Raw genomic sequence first — 22,511 nt, forward strand, 5'->3', positions numbered from 1 at the left:
AAAGCTTGGCAAATAGCGAAGAGGACTGAAGAATGGCCTCATTGATCACGGAAGGTCACTGAGGGGAGATTTGGTGATTCACGACTCATCTTGGTCGGAAGCTTCAGCGGATCTGTTGCGCCATGCCACTGCGGAAAAGGCAGCCCTCTATCGTTCCATCATGGAGGTGTTCGCTGCAGCAAAGCGCCAATACCGGCTGCAACTGCGGCCTGACGAAGTGTTGTCCGAGGCGAATTGGGGTAACGGAGCGTTACCTACTCAGGAAGAGATTGCCGCCGCACTGGCACAGCTAGCTGCCTGGGGCAATCTCGAATCACAGCCGGACATGACGCGCGTATCCACGCTCAACGATTATTATCGAGCACGCTATCTCTATCGGCTCTCGCGCGGTGGCGAGGCAGTAGAGGCCGGCCTGATAGCATTCGCACAGAGCCTACGTCATCGTGCAGAACTGCAGACAGTCGCGCTGGAGGACATCGACAGCCGCTTGCGAGCCTTGCAGCGATTGATGGCTGAGGCGCAATCCGTCAACGACCTTGACACCGCCAAGGCACACGAGATTCTACGCGACCTGGTGCGGGTGTTTGAGGGTCTTACTGAAAACGCCCAGGCGTTCATGGCTGGAGTGGCTCGTAGTCTAGAGCTGCAACAGGCCGACGCCACCGCATTGGTCGCTTACAAGCGAAGGCTGATCGACTATCTCGAGCGCTTCATGGGTGATCTGATCCGTCGCTCCGATGCCATCGCCCGCACGCTGCATGAATTGTCCGCCGCTATCGACTATGTCTTACGCCAAGTCGCCACACGTGAAGCGCGTGATGCCGCCCCCGACGGCGCTCGTGAGCAGGCGGAGGAAACGCAACGTCGTCAGAATATCTGGCGCGAGCGCTGGAAAGGATTACGCGGCTGGTTTCTGGCCACCGGCAACGAACCACCTCAAGCAGAGCTACTGCGTGCTCGAGCGCGCTCAGCAATTCCGCAACTGCTTAGCGCCATCGCGGCAATCAATGAGCGACGCAGTGGACGCAGTAACCGGTCGGCCGATTTCCGAGTGCTGGCACAGTGGTTCGCTGCATGCGACAGCGACGACGATGCCCACCGCCTCGCGCAAACAGCGTTCGCACTGCATCCAGCACGTCACTTCTCACTAGAAGTAGCTGATGCGGACGACGTGCCAGCGAGCACCTCTTGGCTGGACGCCCCTCCGCTGATCATCAATCCGCGCTTGCGCGAATACGGCGAAGCCGCGCCGCGCGGCGCACTGGCGAAAGTGCGCGATCGTAGCCGCGATCGGGCGTTGATGGCTCAGCAATTGGCAGAGGAGTCGCGCCAGGTTGAGGCCGCGCGCCGACGATTGGCGAACGGCCGCTCGACACGCTTATCGGAGCTGGGCGAGCTCGATGCGCATGCCTTCGACCTCTTTCTAGGATTGCTTGGCGAGGCACTGGCCGAACAACACGACCCGAACAGTCCTGTCGAGCGTCAAACGGGCGATGGTTTGCTGCATATTCGCCTGGTACCTCTGGCTGAAGGCAGCCGCGCCGAAATCTGCACGGCAGCCGGGGTTTTCTCCGGTCGGGATCATCTGCTAACGATCCAGCTCACCGAGGACAGATCATGAGCATACCCTCGTCCCGCCGTAGCATCCGACACGTCGGAGAAACACAAAAGGTGCAGCAGCAAGACGAATTCCGCCGGGCTCTGCGCAGCCTGCTGATGTGCCCACTCATGCCACCAGGTCACGCAGATTTCCCGGCTGTACGTCGCCAAGCCGAGCGTCTGCGCGAATGGTTCGCCCGCGAGACCGGCTGGCCGCTGCATGTCGACCGCGAGGGTGCCCGCCTGTTCAAGCGCCCAGCCGACCTGTCCGCCCCGACCCGAGGCCTACCGGACTATGACCGGCGTCGCTATGTACTGCTGTGCCTAGCTGCTGCAGTGCTTGAGCGAGCCGATCCGCAGATTACCCTGCGACAAATCGGCGAACGGATCGTACAACAAGCTGCCGACCCGGCATTGGAGACATTGGGTTTCGCCTTCACCTTGCACGGCGCTGCCGAAAGACGCGAGTTGGTCCTGGTGTGCCGTACCCTCTTAGAGCATGGCATTCTCGAACGTGTCGCTGGCGAGGAAGAGAGCTTCGTGCAGGACGGCAGCGGGCCACAGTCCGACGCCCTCTACGACATTCATCGGCGCTTGCTGGCCGGCCTGCTAGCTGCGGTACGCGGGCCTTCGACCTGGAGAGCAGAGGAGACTCCGGGAAATACCGAGGCTCGGTTGCATGCACTGGTGACTGGCTTTACGGTGGACAGCGAGCAAGGCAGGCGAGATGCCATACGCCACCACCTGGCGCGACGCCTGCTCGACGATCCAGTGCTGTATACCGACACCCTGGACGAAGAGACGCGCAGCTATTTCGTCAATCAGCGCGGTGTTCTCGCCAGCCGCTTGTGTGAAGCCACCGGACTGGTCGCCGAGCAACGCGCAGAAGGTCTGGCCCTGATCGACGAGAGCGGGCAACTGACGGATGTAGCCATACCCGCCGAGGGCACTGAGGCTCATGTAACGCTGCTGGTAGCGGAGTACCTGGCCCGGCGTCTGCGGGATGAACGTGCCCCATTGCGAGCGACCGAAAGCGAGATTGCCCTGTTCCTGCGCGAGGCCGCTGGGCGATATGGCCGCTATTGGCGCAAATCGGCACGCGCGCCAGGCGCCGAACACGAGCTGGCGGAAATCGCCATCGCTCGCCTATGTCGTCTGGGCCTAATGCTGCGTGATTTGCGTGGCCTACATCCGTTGCCCGCCATTGCCCGCTTCTCCCTCGGGCAGACCGAGGTGCGCAACGCCCAGAGCGCCGAAACCCTGTTTCTAAGCGAGCCTGATGCATGACCAGCGACCTATTCAGTATCTCCTCCCGCCCCACACTGCCCAAACCGCTGCGCGAACGCTGGCAGCCTTTACGTCTTGGCCTCGTCGAATTGTTCCACTACGACAGCGAGGAGTTCTGGTTCCACGACGGTCATTTACTCCTGCGCGGTAATAACGGCACCGGGAAATCCAAAGTGCTGTCGCTGACCTTACCGTTGCTGTTGGACGCACAATTGCGCTCGTCGCGCGTCGAGCCCGACGGCGATAGCGGTAAGAAGATGGCCTGGAACCTCCTGGTCGGCAACTATCCCCGCCGTATCGGCTACAGCTGGATCGAGTTCGGGCGACGCGAGCGCGATGGCCGCCCCCGCTACCTGACCCTGGGGGTCGGTTTGTCGGCAGTCAATGGCCGGGCTCAAGTAGACAGCTGGTTTTTCATCGTGGAAGGTGACGGCACGACAGTAGACCCACGTATCGGCGAAGATCTTTGGCTTACCACTGCCGAGCGCCAGGTTCTTACTCGCGAACGCTTGCGCGATGCACTTGGTGGACGAGGTCAACTATTCGAAAACCATCAGCTGTATCGCCGTGCCGTGGACGAGCGCCTGTTCCAGCTAGGGACACGGCGATATGACGCTCTGATGGATACGCTGATCCAGCTACGCCAGCCACAACTGTCAAAGAAACCCGACGAAACCGGTCTGTCCAATGCCCTGAGTGAGTCGTTGCCTCCGTTACCACCCGAGCTGCTGGGCGATGTAGCCGAAGCGCTCAACCAGTTGGAGGAAGACCGCATTCAATTGGAAGAAACGCGCCTACTGGAGCAAACCGTCACCCAGTTTGAACGACGCTACCGCATCTATACCGGTATGTTGGCGCGGCGCCAGGCACGCGAACTACGCCAGGCTCAAACCCACTTCGACAACGCTAGCGAGGCCCGCAATCAAGCGCAGGCTGAACGCGTTAGCGCACAGAGTGCGCAGGATGAAGCTTTTGCGGAGCACGAGGGCGCGAAGTTGAAGTATTCGGCGGCCCGAGAGCTGGTAGATACTCTGCAGAGCGATCCCACTAACCAGGACGCCAACCGTCTTGCCCTGGAAGAGCGCAATGCCACCCAACGGCAAGATGCAGCTCACAAGGCAAACCGACAGCGCGATGAAGCGCGTAGCAAACTCAATCGCGAAGTAGAACTGAGCCAGCGACGGATCTCTGAAGCCACTCAGGCTCGCGAGGAGCTAGACAAGGCGCGTACTCGTACGCTGGACGCGGCCGAAGCACTTGCCATAACAACAGACATTGCGATCAACCCACTGCTTAGCCTTGAAGCCGAAGCGCTAGCGGCACATCCGTCCGAGTATAGGGCTGCTGAAGAAGCCCTGCGCGAGTTGGTCAGAAATCGGCGCCAGGACATCGCCCATCTGCGTAAGCGTCATGCAGAAGTTAGCCAACACCAGGCGTTACTGGCGGACAAGCAAGAACACGTCCGAACCATTCGTAGTGAAATGGACATAGCACTGGCAGAACGCGAGCGGGCCGACCAACAAGCCGAACAGGCAGGCAGCGCGTTGCTCGAAGCGTGGTCCGAACACTGCACAAGCCTCATCCAACTGCGCTTCGATGTTGAGCAGCCCTTGCTACAACTCGCCGAGTGGGCGGCCCTTCCGGAAGGCGAAAACCCGGCGCAAGTGGCACTGGACAACGCCTGGCAGAGAACGTTGCAACGACACGCTGCCCAACAAGCGGAGTTGGACAGTGACTTCGCTAGCCTGAACAAGCAGCGCGCCGATATCGAGGACGAGTGTACCCGCCTGACAGCCGGCGAAGATGCGCTGCCCGCCGAGCCATCCACCCGGGCCAGTGGCGTGCGTCTGCAACGGCACGGCGCGCCGCTCTGGCACCTGGTGGATTTCCACCCGAGCCTGGATGCCGTGCAACGGGCCGGGCTGGAAGCTGCCCTGGAAGCTAGCGGTCTGCTTGATGCCTGGCTGTCGCCAAATGGGGTATTGAGCGATAGCGACGGCGCGCCGCTGCTGGATAGCAGTTGGCACCAGCGCGCGCCAGTGAACGGTGCCAACCTAAACGCTGTACTGATTCCCGCATTGCCCGAGGCCTGCCCGATAGCACTAGCAACGCTGACTGCGCTGTTGGCGGGCGTGGCTTACGGCACGCAGGAGCCAAGCGATGCCGAAGCCTGGCTGTCGCCTGATGGTCGCTATCGTCTGGGGCCACTGGCAGGCGCCTGGCAAAAAACCGAGGCAGGCTACATCGGCCGTAGTGCACGGGAACTGGCACGACAACGACGACTGGAAGCACTCGCCACCCTCCTCGCCGAACTCGACATGGCGCAAGCCAAGCTCGAACGACAATGCGAAGCCCTGGCCGCCGAGCGCATTCAAGCCGAACGGGAACAGAAAAACATACCGTCCGAGCGCCTACTGCACGATGCGATTGCTGTCGCGCTGCAGGCCGCTCGTGATGTCGATCGGACCCGGCAGCTGTTAGTGCTGACCGAAACACGCAGCCATGAAGCCAAAGACGCATGGCAATCGGCACGCGAGCAGCTACAGCACGACGCGACCGACCTGAGCCTGCCGGCAGAACCCGAGCTGCTACCGGAAACCGAAGAGGCCTTGGAACACTTCGCCAACGTCCAGGCGCATCTGGTCCAGGCGGCACGCGAGTGGCAGCGCGCATGGCCCGATCAGTGTCAGCAGCAACAGCGCGAAGGCGAAGCGCGCAGGGTGCTGGAACAGGCCGAGGAATCCCTGATGGTCGCCGACGAGCAGGCTGAACAGTCCCGTGTCCGCTTGGAGACACTACGCCAGTCCATCGGCCAGCAGGTGGAAGAATTGCTGGCCAAACTGGCCACCGCGCTCGCCGGACGTATCCAGGCCGAGCAGGAAGCCGAAACACGCCGCACGGCGCTGGGCGAAGCGGAAAAACGGCTGGCCGTGATCGTAGCGCACGTCGAGCGTACTGAGCAGACACTGAGCGAGCGTAGCGACGAGCGCACTACGGCGGTCGAGCGCCTTCGCCATTTCAGTGCCAGCGGCCTGCTGGCAGCCGCGTTGCCTGACCTGCAATTGCCTGAGTATTGGAGCATCGACCCGGCACTGAACCTGGCCCGCCGCATCGAACAGGCGCTGGCTGACATCGTCGATGACGAGGCCACCTGGGCCCGCGTACAGAGACAGATCGCCGAAGACCTGAGCGAATTGCAGCGCGGGCTGAGCGCCTTGAACCACCAGGCCATCTCGGAACCCAACGATTGGGGCATCACAGTAACAATCCAGTACCAGAACCGTGCCGAGCGCCCCGATACCCTCGCGCTACTGTTGGCCGAGGATATTGCCCAGCGCAGCGAACTATTGTCGGCGCGTGAGCGTGAAGTGTTGGAGAATCACCTCCAGGCGGAGATCGCCGCCGAGCTCCAGCGCCTAATGCGCGCGGCCGACGACCGAGTCGAGGCGATAAACAACGAACTGCACAAGCGTCCAACCACCACTGGCGTACGCTACCGCCTGCTATGGGAGTCGCTATCCGTCGAGGAAGGTGCACCGGCAGGCCTGGAGGCCGCACGTAAGAGCCTGCTAAATACCAGCGCCGACCTCTGGTCGACCGAAGACCGGCGCGCGGTCGGTACCATGCTGCAACAGCAGATCGCCGCCGAACGCGCCTTGGCCGACGCTGACAGCACAGGTAGAAGCCTTCTCGATCAACTCGCCCACGCGTTGGACTATCGCTATTGGCATCGTTTCCGCATCCAGCGTCAGCAGGATGGTCAATGGCGCAAGCTGTCTGGACCGGCCTCCAGCGGCGAACGCGCGCTAGGCCTGACCGTCCCACTGTTCGCCGCTATTGCCAGTTTCTACGGCCACGGCGGCAGTCCCTTGGCGCCCCGCTTGATGTTGCTAGACGAAGCCTTCGCCGGTATAGACGATACCGCCCGGGCCCACTGCATGGGGCTGGTGCGGGAATTCGACCTGGACTTCGTCATCACCAGCGAGCGGGAGTGGGCCTGCTATGCGGAGCTACCTGGCGTGTCGATCTGCCAGTTACAGCGTCGCGAAGGTATCGATGCGGTGTTCGTCTCGCGCTGGACCTGGGACGGACGGGCTAAGCGACTCGAAGAAGATCCTGATCGCAGATTCCCCTTGGCATGAATACCAGCCCCGACTTACGTCTACAGCGCCTGCTCGGCGGGCCAGAACTGGAGGCCCTCCGCCAGCGACTGCGCCGCCGCTTTGAGCTCGCCGATGCCGAGCAGTCGCTATCCTCGGCTCACTTGAGCAACCTTGCCCCAGTAGAGTACTCGGCTCTTTGCCAACTGACTGGCCGCCCCTCGCGTATAGCGCGCTCAATGACGCTGGACATTGCCGATCTCGATGCACGACTGCTTGACGCCGGACTGGCCAGTTCGCTACAGGATGCGCTAGAACAACTGGATGGCCCCATTGTTGCGAAGGTTAGCCTTCGTAAAACCTTAGCAGAACAGTGGTCGGCACTGACAGCCTCCGTGTTGACCGACAGCAGCCCTCTTCTACGTGCTTGGCTGCAAAACACGGCTACCGCCATTCCTCTGCTCAAGCGTCTTGGACGTGACCCAACTCGCGCCACACAGCTTCTCCTCTCCACGGACGCGGTGCTCCGGCGCCTTCCCGCGGACGGATTGCCTCGCTCGCAACTTGCCGCCGACACACTGGGCGATGCCCATGCACTAGATCCCGGCCGCCCTGTAGCGACCCTGGTGCTGTCAGCGTGGCGCGTTCACGAACGTATGGGCAACTCTAAAGAAGATGAAGCTACCGAGACTGGCGGTGTTGCCGAAGAGCGTCTGAGGGAGGTCTGGTCAAGGGCGGGAATTCTCGTCAACGAACTGGCCCGCCCGGCTCTCTTTCTTAACTTGCCTGTCGTGCCAAACACGCCCCACACCTGGCGGTCCGGCGAGCCCGCCTACCTCTCACTGCGGCAATTGGTTCGAAAACCATATTCCTGGCAAGTCGAGGGTCGGAATATCTACATATGTGAAAACCCGAACATAGTAGCCATTGTCGCCGACCGTCTGGGTGCCGATAGTGCTCCATTAGTCTGCACCGATGGCATGCCCGCCGCTGCACAGCGAATTCTACTCGACCAATTGGCTGCCGCCGGTGCGCGTCTGCACTACCACGGCGATTATGACTGGCCAGGGATCGGGATTGGCAATCATGTTATGCGCACTTGGCAGGCAGTCCCTTGGCGCTTCGGATGCAGAGACTACCTCGAAGCGGCGATTGTAGCGCCGACGCGACCGCGCGATTTGGACATAAACGGGGTCGAGGCGCTATGGGACAAAGAGCTGCACACAGCTATGGACACCCAAGGATTCATAATTCCAGAGGAAGCGGTTGTCAGCACTCTCTTGGACGACCTGAACCAGGAGTAAAACCATTCGATCGTCAATGAGGCTCGTAGATCCCTATGATTGAAAGGGTTTATGCTGGCCGACATAAGCTTTACCGTCGCCATATAGTGTCAAAAAACCGAGGTTAGTATCGGGCGGACTATGGAGCGATTTGCTAGGTATCGGCACTTCCGAGCTTACTATCAGTTGAGGAGCATATTACCCATGCTTCACAAATAACTAACCATCCACCCGCTCAATCGGTAAAGCCAACAAGCGTATTCAGTGCCGCTACAATCCTTTTGCGTTGTTCCAGCAAAAAGGCTTTGTAGCGTTCCACTTCCAACAGCGACGCCTAGACCGGGATGCACTGTGCAGCGAATGCTGGCTCGCTAAGCTGATCAACCAGCAAGGGCAGGTAAACCGCAGGGACTTTGTCGCTGATCGTGCGATTCGTCTTGCCGCAGATGAAGGCCAGATTGGCGATGTCATCTAGCTCGCAGGCAGTGAAGCTGGTCTTCAGTACAGCGTTTGGAAAGATGTGATGGAACTGCAAGCGGTGCTGGGCACCAGAATGATCAAAAGCGACGGTCAGAAGGCTGCGCCAATCCTTCGTACCGGCAGCGCAGAAAGCTAGGAACATGGTCTTGAGCGGCGCACTGCGCTGGTTTCGGCTTTCCAATTCCTCTAAGGTGATGGCCAGACGCCCGAAATGCAGGCGCAGCCGGTCGATAAGCTTGCTCAGGGTACCACTATGGCGAATGCTTGCCACGTCCTGATCCAGAATGGTTTTGCTGGAGCCTCGAGAGAAGCGGCCCTTGGCAGTGGCCATCAACGCCCAATAGCGCAATTGGCGGGCTTCATCGTTGCTCAGCACATAGTTGTGGCTGTGCCCGAAGTAGGCCAGCGCCACCAGCCGGAAAGGTGACGACAGCAGCGCGGGGCTATCGATGCCCAGATTGCTGCGCAGAAAGTTGCGCGCGAACTCCATGCCTTCGCAGGCTCCTTCCAGGCATTCTGCAGCACATCCACTGTCAGACTGCCAACTGTCAGGAAACGATGCGATTCGTCCATCAGCAGCACGAGATCAGGCAGATTCGCACGATGGTTGAAATAGCTGTCGCCCAGCACTTCCTTCATAGCTTAATACGCCGCTCCTTGCCGCCGCGCACCTCAGAATTGATCTTGGAGATGTTGATGCGCACGTCGTGGGCGAAACCCTTTAGCTGATCATCCACCGCAGCGCTAGCCTGGTCGTAGTTGTCACCAGTGATGGTCAGCGGCGGTTGCTGCGCGAACTCGGTAATCCCCACGAACACGTACTTAGGCGTGTTGCGCGCGAAGTCCGTAATAAGTCTGTTTTATATCGGCTGGTTGGGCGCGAGTACGAAGAAGTTGTTGATGCCGTAGGCCAGACTCAGGTACCTGATCCACCGGAAGCCGGAGCGGCTGGAGCAGAAGCAGCCCCACACCAAGGACCACTGGACCGCGATCGAAGAGCGGTTCCTGACCCGGGCATTCAAGGACGCGCGGGACGCTGCAGGCTGCTACAAGGGATGGGGCGAGGAGGAAATGCCTGGCTTCCACGAGGTCCGGGCGCTGTCCCTGCACCTGTACCAGAGGGCCGGCCGGGAGGCTCAGCAGATCGCCGGAAACTCCAGCGCGGACATGACCAAGAACTATCAGCGCGACCACGCCGAGGTGGTCTGGTCGGATGCCGTGCCGGACCTCGACATCAGCGAGATCGCCAGCTGATTTTGCTTGGATTTTGATTCTGTTTTGATTGGAGCCCAGAAACGAAAAAGGCCCAAGCCGCTAAGTGCTTGAGCCTACTCGTAAATTTGGTCGGGACGGAGTGATTCGAACACTCGACCCCTTGCACCCCATGCAAGTGCGCTACCAGGCTGCGCTACGCCCCGACTGTGTTCCTCTAGGGAACGGCGTGCATCTTACTGCAACGCTTTGATTAATGGAAGCTTTTTTTCACTTCTTCAGTACGACGAGGACTTCTTCGAGTTCGCTGATCATCTGGCGGATGAGCTGGTGGTACTGCGAACCCTCGTCGCGGGTCTCGTCGCCCTGGGTGAGGCGCTGGCGCGCCCCGCCGATGGTGAAGCCTTCGTTGTACAGCAGCGAGCGGATCTGGCGGATCATCAGCACGTCGTGGCGCTGGTAGTAGCGCCGGTTGCCGCGGCGCTTCACCGGGTTCAGCTGGGGAAATTCCTGTTCCCAGTAGCGCAGCACGTGCGGTTTGACTAGGCAGAGATCGCTCACCTCACCGATGGTGAAGTAGCGCTTGCCCGGTATGACCGGCAGCTCGTCGTTATGACTTGGTTCCAGCATAGGCCTCGACCCTGGCTTTCAGTTTCTGCCCGGGGCGGAAGGTCACCACACGGCGCGCCGTGATGGGTATCTCCTCCCCTGTCTTGGGATTGCGTCCGGGGCGCTGGCGCTTGTCGCGCAGGTCGAAGTTGCCGAAACCGGACAACTTGACCTGCTCGTTGCTTTCGAGCGCATGACGAATTTCTTCGAAGAACAGTTCGACCAATTCCTTGGCTTCACGTTTGTTCAGACCGAGCTCTTCAAACAGACGTTCGGCCATCTCAGCTTTCGTCAGGGCCCCCATGCGCTATTTCCTTAAGGTGGCGTTGAACCTTCTTTCCAGAGAAACGAGGATTTTCTGCGTCGTTTCGTTGACTTCTTCATCGGTTAATGTGCGCGATGGATGTTGCAAGGTCAAGCCGATGGCGACGCTTTTTCTATGTGGATCAATGCCTTTGCCTTGGTAGACGTCGAACAGACGCAGCTCCTTCAGACCTTCTCCGGCGTTTTCACGGATGTCGGCCAGGAGGTCGCCTGCGGCTACGGTTTCGTCCACCACCAGCGCCAGGTCACGCCGCACTTCCGGGAAGCGCGACAGCTCGCCAAAGCGCGGCAGGCTGCCGGTGGTCAGGGCATCCAGCACCAGCTCGAAGAGGAACACCGGACGATCCACGTCCAGTTCGCGCGCCACTTCCGGATGCAGGGCGCCCAGGTAGCCGACTGGCTGCCCTGCCCTTTCGATCAGCGCGGTCTGCCCCGGGTGCAAGGCCGGATGCTCGCCTGCGACGAAGCGGAAGTCAGAACCCGCACCGGACTGGGCCAGCAGCGCCTCGACATCGGCCTTGACGTCGAAGAAGTCCACCGCCTCACGACCGGACGACCAGCTCTCCGGCAGACGCGAACCGCACACAGCACCAGCCAGTACGTTTTCCTGTACCAGGCCTTCCAGCTGACCGACGAATCTCAGCCCCGACTCGAACAGCCGGACGCGGTCCTGCTGACGGTTGAGGTTGTATTGCACGGCCTTGACCAGACCGGGCCACAGCGACGAGCGCATGGCGGCCATGTCGGTGGAGATGGGATTGGCCAGCATCACCGGCTGAGCCTCAGGGGCGAACAGACGGAAGGTCTTTTCGTCGATGAAGCTGTAGGTGATGGCTTCCTGGTAACCACGGGCCACCAGCAGGCGACGCAGCTGGCTCAGCTCGCCCTTGCTCTCGGGCAGGGGCTGCGGCGCCAGGCGCGCGTGGGGGAAACGGATCGGCAGCTGGTTGTAACCATAGAGGCGCGCCAGCTCTTCGATCAGGTCCACTTCGATGCTGATGTCGAAGCGGTGGCTGGGTACGCCCACCTGCCAACGACCGGCTTCCAGGCGGGCCACGGCCAGACCCAGGCCGCTGAGCAGACGCTCGACCTGGGCATCGTCCAGGGTCAGACCCAGGACGCGCTCGATGCGCTCGGCGCGCAGCAGGATCGGCTCGACCTGCGGCAGGTGCTCGGCGCTGACCGCCTCGATCACCGGACCCGGCTCACCGCCGACGATGTCCAGCAGCAGGCGGGTCGCGCGCTCCATGGCCTTGCGCGCCAGCTCGAAGTCCACGCCCCGCTCGAAGCGGTGGGAGGAATCTGTATGCAGGCCATAGGACCGCGCCTTGCCGGCCACGGCGATGGTGTCGAAGAAGGCGCTTTCCAGGAACAGATCACGGGTACCGGCCGCGACACCGCTGTGCTCGCCACCCATGACGCCGGCGATGGCCAGGGCACGTTCGTGGTCGGCGATCACCAGGGTATCGTTGCGCAGTTCGATGTCCTGGCCATCCAGCAGCACCAGGCGTTCGCCGGCATCGGCCAGGCGTACGCGGATGCCGCCCTTGATCTGGTCGAGATCGAAGGCATGCATGGGCTGACCTAGTTCGAGCATCACGTAGTTGGTGACGTCGACGGCAGCGTCGATGCTGCGCACGCCGCTGCGGCGAAGGCGCTCGACCATCCAGTCCGGGGTTGGACGGGACAGGTCGACGTTCTTGACCACGCGACCCAGGTAGCGCGGGCAGGCCTGGGGAGCCAGCACCTCGACCTCACGGGTCTCCTGGTGCCCGGGCGCTACCGGCTCGACCTGCAGCGGCTCGACGGTGGCGTTGTACAGGGCACCCACTTCCCGCGCCAGACCGGCGATGGACAGGCAGTCGCCGCGGTTCGGGGTCAGGTCGACGTCGATGATGGCGTCGTCCAGTTGCAGGTAGCTGCGGATGCTCTCGCCCACCGGCGCGCCGGCCGGCAGCTCCAGCAGGCCGCTGTTGTCGTCGCTGATCTGCAGTTCGCTGGCCGAGCAGAGCATGCCGTGGGATTCCACGCCGCGCAGCTTGGCCTTCTTGATGGTGAAGTCACCGGGCAGCGTGGCGCCGACGGTGGCGAAAGGCACCTTCAGGCCCGCACGTACATTGGGCGCGCCGCAGACCACCTGGAAGGATTCCTGACCGTTGCTCACCTGGCAGACATTGAGCTTGTCGGCGTCGGGATGGCGCTCGACGGAGACGACCTCGCCGACGATAACGCCCTGGAAGCTCCCGGCCGCCGCTTCGACGCCGTCCACTTCCAGGCCGGCCATGGACAGCCGGGCAACCAGATCCTCGTGCGTAGCCGCAGGGTTCACCCAGCTACGCAGCCATTGTTCACTGAATTTCATAGGACTCCCGTCTGGCAGCTAGCGGAATTGCGCCAGGAAGCGCAGATCGTTGTCGAAGAAGAGGCGCAGGTCGTTGACCCCATAGCGCAGCATGGCCAGGCGCTCGGCGCCCATGCCAAAGGCGAAGCCCTGGTACTTCTCCGGATCGATGCCGGCCATGCGCAGGACATTGGGATGGACCATGCCGCAGCCCAGCACCTCGAGCCAGCGCGAAGCCGGTTCGCCGTCACGGCTCGGGCGGCGGATGTCCACCTCGGCCGACGGCTCGGTGAAGGGGAAATAGGAGGGACGGAAGCGGACTTCCAGCTCTTCCTCGAAGAATTCGCGCAGGAAGGTCACCAGGGTGCTCTTGAGATCGGCGAAGCTGACTTCCTCGTCGATCACCAGGCCTTCGACCTGATGGAACATCGGCGAGTGGGTCTGATCGCTGTCGCAGCGATAGACGCGCCCCGGGCAGATGATGCGGATCGGCGGCTGCTGGCTCTCCATGGTACGGATCTGCACCGGCGAGGTGTGGGTGCGCAGCAGCATGTTGGCGTTGAAGTAGAAGGTGTCGTGCATCGCCCGCGCCGGGTGGTGGCCGGGAATGTTGAGCGCTTCGAAGTTATGGTAGTCGTCTTCGATCTCGGGACCGGTGGCGACGCCATAGCCGATGTTGGCGAACAGGCGCTCGATGCGCTCCAGGGTGCGGGTGACCGGGTGCAGGCCACCGGAGGCCTGACCGCGCCCGGGCAGGGTCACGTCGATGCGTTCCGCGGCGAGGCGAGCGGCCAGGGCGGCCTGCTCCAGCGTCGCCTTGCGGCTGTTGATTGCGTCCTGGACACGTTCCTTGGCGGCGTTGATCAGCGCGCCAGCCTGGGGACGCTCCTCCGCCGTGAGGTGGCCCAGGGTCTTCATGATCTGGGTCAGTTCACCCTTCTTGCCCAGGTAATTGACCCGGAGCTGTTCCAGGGCATTGGTGTCTTCGGTGAGCCGCACGGCCTCCAGGGCTTGGGAGACCAGCGCATCCAGGTTTTCCATCTAGGGACTCCAGATACAAAATAGGGGAAGAGCTATGAGGCTCTTCCCCTATTGATAACGTTGCTTCGCGCCAGGGGCGCGAGATTGCCGGGGGGCTTAAGCCAGCGAAGCTTTAGCTTTCTCGACAATCGCAGCAAACGCCGCTTTTTCGTTCACGGCCAGATCGGCCAGTACCTTGCGGTCGATCTCGATGGCCGCTTTCTTCAGGCCGGCGATCAGACGGCTGTAGGACAGACCGTTGATACGAGCACCAGCGTTGATACGAGCGATCCACAGAGCGCGGAACTGACGCTTCTTCTGACGGCGGTCACGGTAGGCGTATTGGCCTGCCTTGATTACCGCTTGCTTAGCGACGCGGAAGACGCGCGAACGGGCACCGTAGTAGCCTTTGGCGAGCTTCAGGATTTTCTTGTGACGGCGACGAGCGATAACGCCACGCTTAACACGAGCCATGAGTAACTTCCTCTAAATTCTTGACCAGGATTAACGAAGGCGCAGCATGCGCTCGACCTTTTGGACGTCGGATGCATGCATCAGCGACGTACCGCGCAGCTGACGCTTACGCTTGGTGGTCATCTTGGTCAGAATGTGGCTCTTGAAAGCGTGCTTGTGCTTGATGCCACCAGCAGTTTTCACGAAGCGCTTTGCAGCGCCGCTTTTGGTTTTCATCTTTGGCATGTTCGGATACTCCGCATTGAGTGATTACGCATAACAGCAAGGCCTGCCAGTGCCCTGGTAGTTACTTTTTCTTCTTGGGGGCGATGACCATGATGAGTTGGCGTCCTTCCATCTTAGGATGCTGCTCAACGGCGCCATGTTCGGCGAGGTCAGCTTCGACCCGCTTCAACAGCTCCATGCCCAGCTCCTGGTGGGCCATCTCCCGGCCGCGGAATCTCAACGAGACCTTGGCCTTGTCCCCCTCGGTTAGGAAACGTACCAGGTTGCGTAGTTTTACCTGGTAATCCCCTTCTTCCGTCCCTGGACGAAACTTGATTTCTTTGACCTGAGCCTGCTTCTGGTTCTTCTTCGCCGCCGCGACTTGCTTCTTCTTCTCGAAGACGTGCTTGCCGTAGTCCATGATCCGGCAGACCGGGGGTACGGCGTCGGCGGTGATTTCCACCAGATCCAGCTTGGCGTCTTCAGCAGCCTGCAGGGCCTCCTGGATGGAGACGATGCCTACTTGCTGACCATCGGCGCCAATAAGGCGAACTTCCCGGGCGGTGATATTTTCGTTGATCGGTGCCCGGGGGGCGGCTCGCTTGTCTTGTCTCATGTCACGCTGCTTGATAGTGATTACTCCGAATCTTGCCGGCCACGCCGGGAAACCGCTTGCGTGAGCAGCTCGCGGAAACGCTCGATGGGCATGGAGCCCAGATCAACGCCTTCACGGGTACGCACGGCAACGGATCGTGTCTCAACCTCCCGGTCTCCAATGACCAGGAGATAGGGAACCTTGAGCAAAGTATGCTCGCGGATTTTAAAGCCGATCTTCTCGTTTCTCAAGTCGGCTTTGGCCCGGAAGCCCTCAGCGTTCAATTCGCCGACGACCTGCTGGGCAAAATCGGCCTGCTTGTCGGTGATATTGAGCACCACCGCCTGGGTCGGGGCGAGCCACGCCGGGAACAGACCGGCATAGTGCTCGATGAGCATGCCGATGAAGCGCTCGAAGGAACCAAGGATGGCGCGGTGCAGCATCACCGGACGCTGACGGCTGTTGTCCTCGGAGATGTAGCTGGCGTCGAGGCGCTCCGGCAGGTTCGGATCGTACTGCAGGGTACCGCACTGCCAGTTACGACCCAGGCAGTCCTTGAGGGTGAACTCGATCTTCGGCCCGTAGAAGGCGCCCTCGCCCGGCTGGTATTCCCACTCCAGACCCGAGGCATCCAGCGCATCCGCCAGGGCCTTCTCGGCGCGATCCCACAGCTCTTCGGAGCCGACGCGCTTGGCCGGGCGCGTGGAGAGCTTCATGATCACGTCGGTGAAACCGAAGTCGGCATAGACCTGCAGGGTCAGCTTGATGAAATCGGCCGCTTCCTTCTCCACCTGCTCTTCGGTACAGAAGATATGGGCGTCGTCCTGGGTGAAGCCACGCACGCGCATGATGCCGTGCAGGGCGCCGGACGGCTCGTTGCGGTGGCAGGCACCGAATTCGGCCAGGCGCAGCGGCAGGTCGCGGTAGGACTTCAGCCCCTGGTTGAACACCTGCACGTGGCAGGGGCAGTTCATGGGCTTGACCGCGAAGTCGCGGTTTTCCGAGGCCGTGGTGAACATGTTCTCGGCGTAGTTGGACCAGTGCCCCGAACGTTCCCAGAGGATGCGATCAACCACCTGGGGCGTCTTGATCTCCTGGTAGCCGTGCTCGCGCTGGACCTTGCGCATGTACTGCTCGAGCACCTGGTAGACGGTCCAGCCGTTGGCGTGCCAGAACACCATGCCAGGCGCTTCTTCCTGCAAGTGGAAGAGATCCAGCTGCTTGCCGATGCGGCGGTGGTCGCGCTTCTCGGCTTCCTCGATGCGCTGGATGTAGGCCGCCAGCTGCTTCTTGTCCGCCCAGGCGGTGCCATAGATGCGCTGCAGCTGCTCGTTCTTGGCGTCGCCACGCCAGTAGGCGCCGGACAGCTTGGTCAGCTTGAACGCCTTGAGGAAGCGGGTGTTGGGCACGTGCGGGCCCCGGCACATGTCGACGTATTCCTCGTGGTAGTACAGGCCCATGGCCTGCTCCTCGGGCATGTCGTCGATCAGGCGCAGCTTGTACTCCTCACCCCGGGCCTTGAACACCTCGATGACCTCGGCGCGCGGCGTCATCTTCTTGATGACGTCGTAGTCCTTGTCGATCAGCTCGCGCATCCGCGTCTCGATGGCCGAGAGGTCATCCAGGGTAAAGGGACGCTCGAAGGAGATGTCGTAGTAGAAGCCTTCGTCGATCACCGGACCAATGACCATCTTGGCGGTCGGGAACAGCTGCTTGACCGCATGACCCACCAGGTGGGCGCAGGAGTGGCGGATGATCTCCAGGCCGTCCTCGTCCTTCGCGGTGATGATCTGCAGGTTGGCATCCTGCTCGATGAGATCGCTGGCATCGCGCAGCTGGCCATCGACGCGACCGGCGATGGTGGCCTTGGCGAGACCGGCACCAATGGACTGGGCGACTTCGGCTACGGTGACGGGCTTGTCGAATGGACGTTGGCTACCGTCGGGGAGAGTAATGACAGGCATGGCGCCTCCTCAACTCAGTGGTGACCCATACCAAGGGCCACATGGTGGGATTGGCCAGTAAGCAGCCGCACCGCTGGAAATCCCGCCGCACAGTGGCAGGGCCGCAAGGCATTCCGGGCGACGCGAAAGGATCACTGGAAAGTTTGGGACGGAAATCCTTTCAGAAACTGAGACCTGGCGCAACCTCGAGCGGAACAGTCGCCGGCTCAACGGGCCGCGTCGGGGTACTTCTTGAGGAACTGCTTCTGCATTTCCTGGCAATTTTCCATGAGCGCCTGGCGATCGGCCGGCGAGGTTTCCGGGGCATTGGCCCGCGCCAGGCACTGATCGATGGCCTGCTGCTCGTTGGCCCGATTGGCCGGCGTCGCATTGTGGCGATAGACATAGATGATGGAGCCGAAGACCACGACCGCGAACAGGATCGATAGCAGGATCAATCCCAGGCAGCCGCCTTTACCGATCTGCCGCCCTTCACCACCCTGCGTCATCACTCTCTCCTCGCGGTAACGGACCCCTGCTCGCGCCTTGGCGAAGCAACGAAGCCCCAAGAAAAATCGTCCGCCAGTCTACGTGAAAACCCATGGCATCACGACCGAGGCACGCGGTCACACCCTCCCGAGCAATCGGCAGAACCTTTATTCGCACTTCCGGAAAGTTCTAACGCGCAAACCAGACTCACGCCCGACCCGATCAATTCCGCACTTCAATCAAGGCGCGGAAAGATCACGCCTAGTTAGCTGTGCCAACTTGTTCAGCGGCTATTCAAGAAAAGCCCCGCACCTATTAATCCAGTGTTAAGCGATACGGCGGAGTATCGATTCCAGGCACTGCAGAACCTGGTTCTGGTACCTGAGCGATAGCCTTACTTCAATTGCATATCCGCTGGAGGCAGCAAATGAACGTCAAGAATAAACTGGCAAAGAGCATGCTGGTCGTCGCCATCGTAGCCGCCTGCTCATCTGCGGCCATCGCCGCGAACCAAGCCCCCTCGGCAAACGAACTGGGTAGCTTCCAGGCCCTGTCCACCCAGGGACAACGGGCCTTTACCGACATCTCCGCCGCACGCCTGGAACTCTTCCAGGGGCAAACGAAGCAGGCGGTTTCCCATGTCAAGGACGCCCAGCAGGCACTCAAACTTGCGCAATCGGACAATACCGCGCTGAAAAAAGCCGCGAGCGAATTGCAGGTCAAGGATAACAAGGGCAAGGCCGATACCAGCACTACCATAACGTCCTGGCTACCCATCTGGGGCGATACCGTAGTACAGGACAGTTACATGGCCAGCCCGCAAAAAGTTAAGGCGGTGGCCGATGCCAATAACAAACTCAAGCATGGCGACGCCAAGGGTGCTGCAGAAACCCTGCGCCTGGCCGATGTGGATATCGACACGGCCATCGCCCTGGCACCGCTCAAGCAGACCATGACGGACGTCGACCAGGCGGCCAAGCAATTGGCCAGCGACAAGTTCTATGAGGCCAACCTGACGCTCAAGCAGGTTCAGGATGGCGTGCGCTACGCCTCGACGGCCCTGGACTTCACGGCGAACAAGCATGGGCTGCAGCCGGCAGGCTCCTTCACCGAAACCGTTAGCCCGAGCAGCTGATGGTTTGGCAGGGGCAACAGGGCGATCGCAGGGTCGCCCTGTTAAACGACCCGACACCTAGCAAGTCCGCCTCGACCCCAGCGCGGAGCAGGCAAACACGAAAGGGGCGGTCTCTCGGATCGCCCCTTTCCATTACCCGCCACCGATGCGGATGTTGTTACCTGGTCCAGCTGACCCAAACCCTACCCCTCCCGCACGGGCCTCGGCGAGACCTGTCCACAGCCGCTGACGCATGAACTTCAAGGTGCCAGATATAGACTGCCGCTGTAGGAGAGTCATCGGTGGACGACTGCACCTGAGCCTGTCGCCAGGCAGAGACTTCGCCCGCCCACGGATTCGCAAAGGCTTCCACCCCTTCCCCGCAGGCAGAGCTACCCGGTCCTGCCGATACCTAGATGCCAGCCAGTTTCTAACCCACCCGGATCAGGCACGGCCTTCGCACGTCGCAGTTACAGTCATGATATGCACGATTGTGCGCGTTCTTGCTTAATCATGCATGATCAGCTAACACTGGTATGAGGTGTGATCACCCCTACTGTCACCTTATCCGGAGCCTCTCCAATGCAACACGTGCAACTCGCCGCCCAACAGCCTTCGGGAGCGATCGAGCAATGGGCGACCCGCGCTGGCTTCCTCATTGCGGGTTCTGCCATGGCCGCGTGGGCACCCCTGGTGCCCGTCGCCAAGGCGAGGATCGGCGCCGATGATTCGACGCTTGGCCTTCTCCTGCTTTGCCTGGGCCTGGGATCCATTGTCGCGATGCCCATCGTCGGCATTCTCGCCAGCCGCTTCGGATGCCGCGCGGTGATCGCGACCAGCTCGGTAGCACTCGCCCTGGTGCTGCCGCTGCTTGCCGTCGCCGATTCGATCTTCGGCATGGCCATCGCCCTGGCCTTGTTCGGGGCAAGCGTTGGCGCGCTGGACGTCGCGATCAACATTCAGGCCGTGATGGTCGAGAAGGACAGCGGTCGCAACATGATGTCCGGCTTCCACGGCCTGTTCAGTGTCGGCGGGATCGTTGGTGCCGGCGGCATGAGCGTTCTGCTGGGGGCTGGAATCCAACCGCTGGTGGCGACCCTGGTGTTCAGCGCGCTGCTGATCGTGCTACTCGCGGCCTCGATCAAGGGTCTGCTGCCCTACGGCAATCATGACGCCGGACATACCCCGTTGTTCACGCTGCCGCGTGGGATCGTCGCCTTCATCGGCCTGCTCTGTTTTCTGATCTTTCTCGGCGAAGGCGCGATCCTGGACTGGAGCGCCCTGTTTTTGATCGATGCGCATGGCGTCGACCGGGCGCAGGCCGGCTTCGGTTACACGGTATTTGCCTTGGCGATGACCATTGGCCGCCTGACCGGCGACTGGATCGTTAAGACGTTGGGCGGCCTGAAAGTGGTCGTAGGCGGCGGCCTGCTCGCCGCGGCAGGCTTCCTGATGGCGGTCCTGGCACCCACCCAGCCCTTTGCCTTCGCAGGCTTTCTGCTGGTTGGCCTCGGGGCTTCCAACATCGTCCCCGTGCTCTTCAGTGCCGCCGGACGGCAGACCCGGATGCCTGCAAGCCATGCCATTGCAGCGATCACCACCATCGGGTATGCCGGCATTCTCATCGGTCCGGCCGCGATCGGCTTCGTCGCGCAGCACTGGAGCCTGAGTGCAGCGCTGCTACTGGTGGGTGGCGGGATGGCGTTCGTTGCACTCACCTGGCCGATGACCGCCCGGCAGCGAGACGCCTAGCGCCTCGCCTTCGCCGAGGCAAAGGCCAGGGCCAGGGCCGAGCAGTATGTCGCCGGGACTCATCTGAAGCCCTCACCGCTGCCACCCCAATAAAACCCCAAACGAAAAAAGGCGACCCTTTCGGATCGCCTTTTTTCTTACCCGCCAGCAGTGCGGGTTTTGTTTGGTAGGCACGATTGGATTCGAACCAACGACCCCCACCATGTCAAGGTGGTGCTCTAACCAACTGAGCTACGTGCCTGCTGTGGGTGCGCATTCTACAGCGCGGGACTTTAGCGTCAAGCCCTTTTTTCAGCTAAACGCCTGAAAACGTGAAATTTTTTTTGAAGGCTAGGAAACCCGCCGGGCCGGACGCCGCGGATAGAGCAGGATCGAAAGCCAGAGCGCGAGGGTTTCCACCGTTATCGCCAGGGCCAAGCCCAGCCCTATCCCCCAGCCGATGGCTTCGGGGGTAAGCACTACCTGATAGCGATACTGCTGCAGGGTCTCGTCGCGCAGTTCGCTGTTGGGCCGTACCAGGATGTGCCAGGCCCGCTGGTACCAGGGACCCTGCAGCGCCTGCCACTCTTCGTTGAACAGCGCATTACGGCGCAGCAGTACGCCGAGGCTGTCGGCGTCGCTGCGAAAGACCGGATCCTCGCTGGCCCGGTAATGCGCCAGCAAGCCGTCGAGATTGCCTTCGAAGTACTGCTGCGCGGTACGTCTGAAACCGCTCAGGGCCTGATCGGATTCGAGGCGATGGGCATCCACGCGCTGCTCGTAGTCGAGCATGAAGCCGGGGATCTGCACCCCTACCAGCAAGGCTAGGGTGAACAACAGCAGACGAATATAACTGCGCAGCATCGTGTAGTGGCTTCCTGTCTAGACGCGGCCCTGGGAGACGATCTCGCCATCCCACCAGAGATGCCATTCCCCGGGCTGGTGCAGGGTCCAGACCTCGTCGGAGGTCAGCGGCTCGGTGGCGATGATGGTGACGACGTCATTGGGCGTGGTCTCGGCCTTGAAATCGATATGGACTTCCGCATCACGCAACTGGGCCGGACCGAAGGGGGCGCGGCGGGTGATATGGGCCAGCTTGGTGGTGCAGAAGCTGAACAGCCAGTCGCCGTCGCTGAGCAGGCAATTGAAGACGCCCTTCTTGCGAAAGCCGTCGCAGGCATTCACCAGCTGCGGCAACAGCATCTCCACCGGGACGGGTTCGGGAAAGCGCTCGCGGACCTGGTCCAGCAGGCTGCAAAAGGCCGTCTCGCTATCGGTATCGCCCACCGGCCGGTAGAAACGCGGCTCGGGATGGAAATCCTGCAGCTGGCCGTTATGGGCAAAGCTCCAGTAGCGGCCGCCCAGTTCCCGTACGAAGGGGTGGGTATTGGCCAGATTGACCGACCCGACGTTGGCGTGACGGATATGGCCGATCACCGTGTGGCTCTTGATCGGGTAGCCCTGGACCAGCTTGGCCACCTCGGAATCGGCGCCTGGCAGGGCATCCTTGAACAGGTGCAGGCCCCTACCCTCGTAGAAGGCCACGCCCCAACCGTCCCGATGCGGACCGGTACGACCGCCCCGCTGCATGAGGCCCTGGAGACTGAAGACCAGATCCGTGGGCACGTTGGCACTCATGCCCAGCAATTCGCACATGTCCGTCCCTCCGGGGTGGCTGCCTGGTTCAACGGCGGCTGCAGCCGCTG

The 22,511-nt window shown here is 61.4% G+C and carries 18 protein-coding genes, 2 tRNA genes and 2 pseudogenes; 7 read left to right on the top strand and 15 right to left on the bottom strand.

Going from position 1 to position 22,511, the window contains the following annotated elements:
* Positions 1–73 precede the first annotated feature (73 nt).
* The 4 genes from PSK12I2_RS0100620 to PSK12I2_RS0100635 are packed head-to-tail and all read left to right on the top strand — an operon-like array spanning position 74 to position 8,290.
* Positions 74–1,621 carry a TIGR02677 family protein gene (locus PSK12I2_RS0100620; protein ID WP_218186267.1) on the top strand — a complete coding sequence of 516 codons (1,548 nt, stop codon included), beginning with the start codon at positions 74–76 and terminating at the stop codon, positions 1,619–1,621.
* Complete coding sequence (locus PSK12I2_RS0100625) at positions 1,618–2,886, top strand: TIGR02678 family protein (protein ID WP_027596895.1); 1,269 nt, start codon at positions 1,618–1,620, stop codon at positions 2,884–2,886. The genes PSK12I2_RS0100620 and PSK12I2_RS0100625 overlap by 4 nt, the downstream gene beginning before the upstream one ends.
* Entirely contained in the window at positions 2,883–7,028 is a 4,146-nt protein-coding gene (locus tag PSK12I2_RS0100630) for a TIGR02680 family protein (protein WP_027596896.1), read from the top strand. Before PSK12I2_RS0100625 ends, PSK12I2_RS0100630 begins: the two co-directional genes overlap by 4 nt.
* The gene (locus PSK12I2_RS0100635; RefSeq protein WP_027596897.1) at positions 7,025–8,290 is read left to right on the top strand and encodes a TIGR02679 family protein; all 1,266 of its coding nucleotides are present in this window, start codon (positions 7,025–7,027) and stop codon (positions 8,288–8,290) included. The genes PSK12I2_RS0100630 and PSK12I2_RS0100635 overlap by 4 nt, the downstream gene beginning before the upstream one ends.
* Positions 8,291–8,603: 313 nt before the next feature.
* On the opposite strand, the gene PSK12I2_RS23530 is transcribed toward PSK12I2_RS0100635, so the two are convergent.
* Together PSK12I2_RS23530 and PSK12I2_RS25005 are read right to left on the bottom strand one after the other, a co-directional pair.
* Positions 8,604–9,239 (bottom strand): hypothetical protein, encoded by a 636-nt coding sequence (locus PSK12I2_RS23530; protein WP_244950611.1) that lies wholly within the window; start codon positions 9,237–9,239, stop codon positions 8,604–8,606.
* 62 nt (positions 9,240–9,301) lie between these two features.
* Positions 9,302–9,681, bottom strand: a pseudogene (locus PSK12I2_RS25005) (type III restriction endonuclease subunit R); the annotation flags it as partial.
* Here PSK12I2_RS25005 and PSK12I2_RS24455 point away from each other — a divergent pair.
* Positions 9,671–10,003: pseudogene (locus PSK12I2_RS24455) on the top strand (integrase); the annotation flags it as partial. The pseudogenes PSK12I2_RS25005 and PSK12I2_RS24455 overlap by 11 nt on opposite strands.
* Before the next feature lie 87 nt (positions 10,004–10,090).
* Here PSK12I2_RS24455 and PSK12I2_RS0100660 read toward each other — a convergent pair.
* The 10 genes from PSK12I2_RS0100660 to PSK12I2_RS0100705 all read right to left on the bottom strand — a co-directional run bounded on the left by PSK12I2_RS0100660 (position 10,091) and on the right by PSK12I2_RS0100705 (position 17,980).
* Positions 10,091–10,167: transfer RNA gene (locus PSK12I2_RS0100660), tRNA-Pro, on the bottom strand.
* A gap of 64 nt (positions 10,168–10,231) precedes the next feature.
* On the bottom strand, positions 10,232–10,591 hold the full coding sequence (locus PSK12I2_RS0100665; protein WP_007159195.1) for a MerR family transcriptional regulator: 360 nt from the start codon (positions 10,589–10,591) through the stop codon (positions 10,232–10,234).
* Positions 10,572–10,874, bottom strand: coding sequence for an integration host factor subunit alpha (gene ihfA / locus PSK12I2_RS0100670; RefSeq protein WP_007159196.1), 303 nt, complete (start codon positions 10,872–10,874; stop codon positions 10,572–10,574). The genes PSK12I2_RS0100665 and ihfA overlap by 20 nt, the downstream gene beginning before the upstream one ends.
* Before the next feature lie 3 nt (positions 10,875–10,877).
* On the bottom strand, positions 10,878–13,256 hold the full coding sequence (gene pheT / locus PSK12I2_RS0100675; protein WP_027596900.1) for a phenylalanine--tRNA ligase subunit beta: 2,379 nt from the start codon (positions 13,254–13,256) through the stop codon (positions 10,878–10,880).
* Between the two features lie 18 nt (positions 13,257–13,274).
* Positions 13,275–14,276, bottom strand: coding sequence for a phenylalanine--tRNA ligase subunit alpha (pheS, locus tag PSK12I2_RS0100680; protein WP_007159198.1), 1,002 nt, complete (start codon positions 14,274–14,276; stop codon positions 13,275–13,277).
* Positions 14,277–14,372: 96 nt separating this feature from the next.
* Entirely contained in the window at positions 14,373–14,729 is a 357-nt protein-coding gene (rplT, locus tag PSK12I2_RS0100685) for a 50S ribosomal protein L20 (protein ID WP_007159199.1), read from the bottom strand.
* Positions 14,730–14,759: 30 nt separating this feature from the next.
* On the bottom strand, positions 14,760–14,954 hold the full coding sequence (gene rpmI / locus PSK12I2_RS0100690; RefSeq protein WP_007159200.1) for a 50S ribosomal protein L35: 195 nt from the start codon (positions 14,952–14,954) through the stop codon (positions 14,760–14,762).
* 61 nt (positions 14,955–15,015) lie between these two features.
* On the bottom strand, positions 15,016–15,549 hold the full coding sequence (gene infC, locus PSK12I2_RS0100695) for a translation initiation factor IF-3 (RefSeq protein WP_007159201.1): 534 nt from the start codon (positions 15,547–15,549) through the stop codon (positions 15,016–15,018).
* A 20-nt stretch (positions 15,550–15,569) separates the two neighbouring features.
* Positions 15,570–17,492 (bottom strand): threonine--tRNA ligase, encoded by a 1,923-nt coding sequence (gene thrS, locus PSK12I2_RS0100700; protein ID WP_027596901.1) that lies wholly within the window; start codon positions 17,490–17,492, stop codon positions 15,570–15,572.
* A 206-nt stretch (positions 17,493–17,698) separates the two neighbouring features.
* Positions 17,699–17,980, bottom strand: coding sequence for a hypothetical protein (locus tag PSK12I2_RS0100705; protein WP_007159203.1), 282 nt, complete (start codon positions 17,978–17,980; stop codon positions 17,699–17,701).
* A gap of 407 nt (positions 17,981–18,387) precedes the next feature.
* Between PSK12I2_RS0100705 and PSK12I2_RS0100710 the strand changes: the two genes are divergently transcribed.
* Positions 18,388–19,095, top strand: coding sequence for a YfdX family protein (locus PSK12I2_RS0100710; protein WP_027596902.1), 708 nt, complete (start codon positions 18,388–18,390; stop codon positions 19,093–19,095).
* Positions 19,096–19,656: 561 nt separating this feature from the next.
* The gene (locus tag PSK12I2_RS0100715; protein WP_037007451.1) at positions 19,657–20,826 is read left to right on the top strand and encodes an MFS transporter; all 1,170 of its coding nucleotides are present in this window, start codon (positions 19,657–19,659) and stop codon (positions 20,824–20,826) included.
* Between the two features lie 164 nt (positions 20,827–20,990).
* On the opposite strand, the gene PSK12I2_RS0100720 is transcribed toward PSK12I2_RS0100715, so the two are convergent.
* From PSK12I2_RS0100720 to PSK12I2_RS0100730, 3 genes are all read right to left on the bottom strand, one after another.
* Positions 20,991–21,067, bottom strand: a tRNA-Val gene (locus tag PSK12I2_RS0100720).
* Positions 21,068–21,156: 89 nt separating this feature from the next.
* Positions 21,157–21,669 (bottom strand): DUF2937 family protein, encoded by a 513-nt coding sequence (locus tag PSK12I2_RS0100725; protein ID WP_027596904.1) that lies wholly within the window; start codon positions 21,667–21,669, stop codon positions 21,157–21,159.
* A gap of 18 nt (positions 21,670–21,687) precedes the next feature.
* Positions 21,688–22,461, bottom strand: a complete 774-nt coding sequence (locus PSK12I2_RS0100730) for a class II glutamine amidotransferase (protein WP_027596905.1) — start codon at positions 22,459–22,461, stop codon at positions 21,688–21,690.
* Positions 22,462–22,511 lie beyond the last annotated feature (50 nt).

The sequence above is a fragment of the Pseudomonas sp. MOIL14HWK12:I2 genome (genome assembly GCF_000510745.1).
GTDB lineage: Bacteria > Pseudomonadota > Gammaproteobacteria > Pseudomonadales > Pseudomonadaceae > Chryseomonas > Chryseomonas oryzihabitans.

Bases quoted from the DNA above. Each gene is read 5' to 3' on its own strand.
- PSK12I2_RS0100630 (WP_027596896.1), top strand. From the start codon at position 2,883: ATGACCAGCGACCTATTCAGTATCTCCTCCCGCCCCACACTGCCCAAA.
- pheS (WP_007159198.1), bottom strand. From the start codon at position 14,276: ATGGAAAACCTGGATGCGCTGGTCTCCCAAGCCCTGGAGGCCGTGCGG.
- PSK12I2_RS0100725 (WP_027596904.1), bottom strand. From the start codon at position 21,669: ATGCTGCGCAGTTATATTCGTCTGCTGTTGTTCACCCTAGCCTTGCTG.
- PSK12I2_RS0100705 (WP_007159203.1), bottom strand. From the start codon at position 17,980: ATGACGCAGGGTGGTGAAGGGCGGCAGATCGGTAAAGGCGGCTGCCTG.
- PSK12I2_RS0100710 (WP_027596902.1), top strand. From the start codon at position 18,388: ATGAACGTCAAGAATAAACTGGCAAAGAGCATGCTGGTCGTCGCCATC.
- PSK12I2_RS0100635 (WP_027596897.1), top strand. From the start codon at position 7,025: ATGAATACCAGCCCCGACTTACGTCTACAGCGCCTGCTCGGCGGGCCA.
- ihfA (WP_007159196.1), bottom strand. From the start codon at position 10,874: ATGGGGGCCCTGACGAAAGCTGAGATGGCCGAACGTCTGTTTGAAGAG.
- PSK12I2_RS0100730 (WP_027596905.1), bottom strand. From the start codon at position 22,461: ATGTGCGAATTGCTGGGCATGAGTGCCAACGTGCCCACGGATCTGGTC.
- rplT (WP_007159199.1), bottom strand. From the start codon at position 14,729: ATGGCTCGTGTTAAGCGTGGCGTTATCGCTCGTCGCCGTCACAAGAAA.
- PSK12I2_RS23530 (WP_244950611.1), bottom strand. From the start codon at position 9,239: ATGGAGTTCGCGCGCAACTTTCTGCGCAGCAATCTGGGCATCGATAGC.
- PSK12I2_RS0100665 (WP_007159195.1), bottom strand. From the start codon at position 10,591: ATGCTGGAACCAAGTCATAACGACGAGCTGCCGGTCATACCGGGCAAG.
- infC (WP_007159201.1), bottom strand. From the start codon at position 15,549: ATGAGACAAGACAAGCGAGCCGCCCCCCGGGCACCGATCAACGAAAAT.
- thrS (WP_027596901.1), bottom strand. From the start codon at position 17,492: ATGCCTGTCATTACTCTCCCCGACGGTAGCCAACGTCCATTCGACAAG.
- pheT (WP_027596900.1), bottom strand. From the start codon at position 13,256: ATGAAATTCAGTGAACAATGGCTGCGTAGCTGGGTGAACCCTGCGGCT.
- PSK12I2_RS0100715 (WP_037007451.1), top strand. From the start codon at position 19,657: ATGCAACACGTGCAACTCGCCGCCCAACAGCCTTCGGGAGCGATCGAG.
- PSK12I2_RS0100625 (WP_027596895.1), top strand. From the start codon at position 1,618: ATGAGCATACCCTCGTCCCGCCGTAGCATCCGACACGTCGGAGAAACA.
- rpmI (WP_007159200.1), bottom strand. From the start codon at position 14,954: ATGCCAAAGATGAAAACCAAAAGCGGCGCTGCAAAGCGCTTCGTGAAA.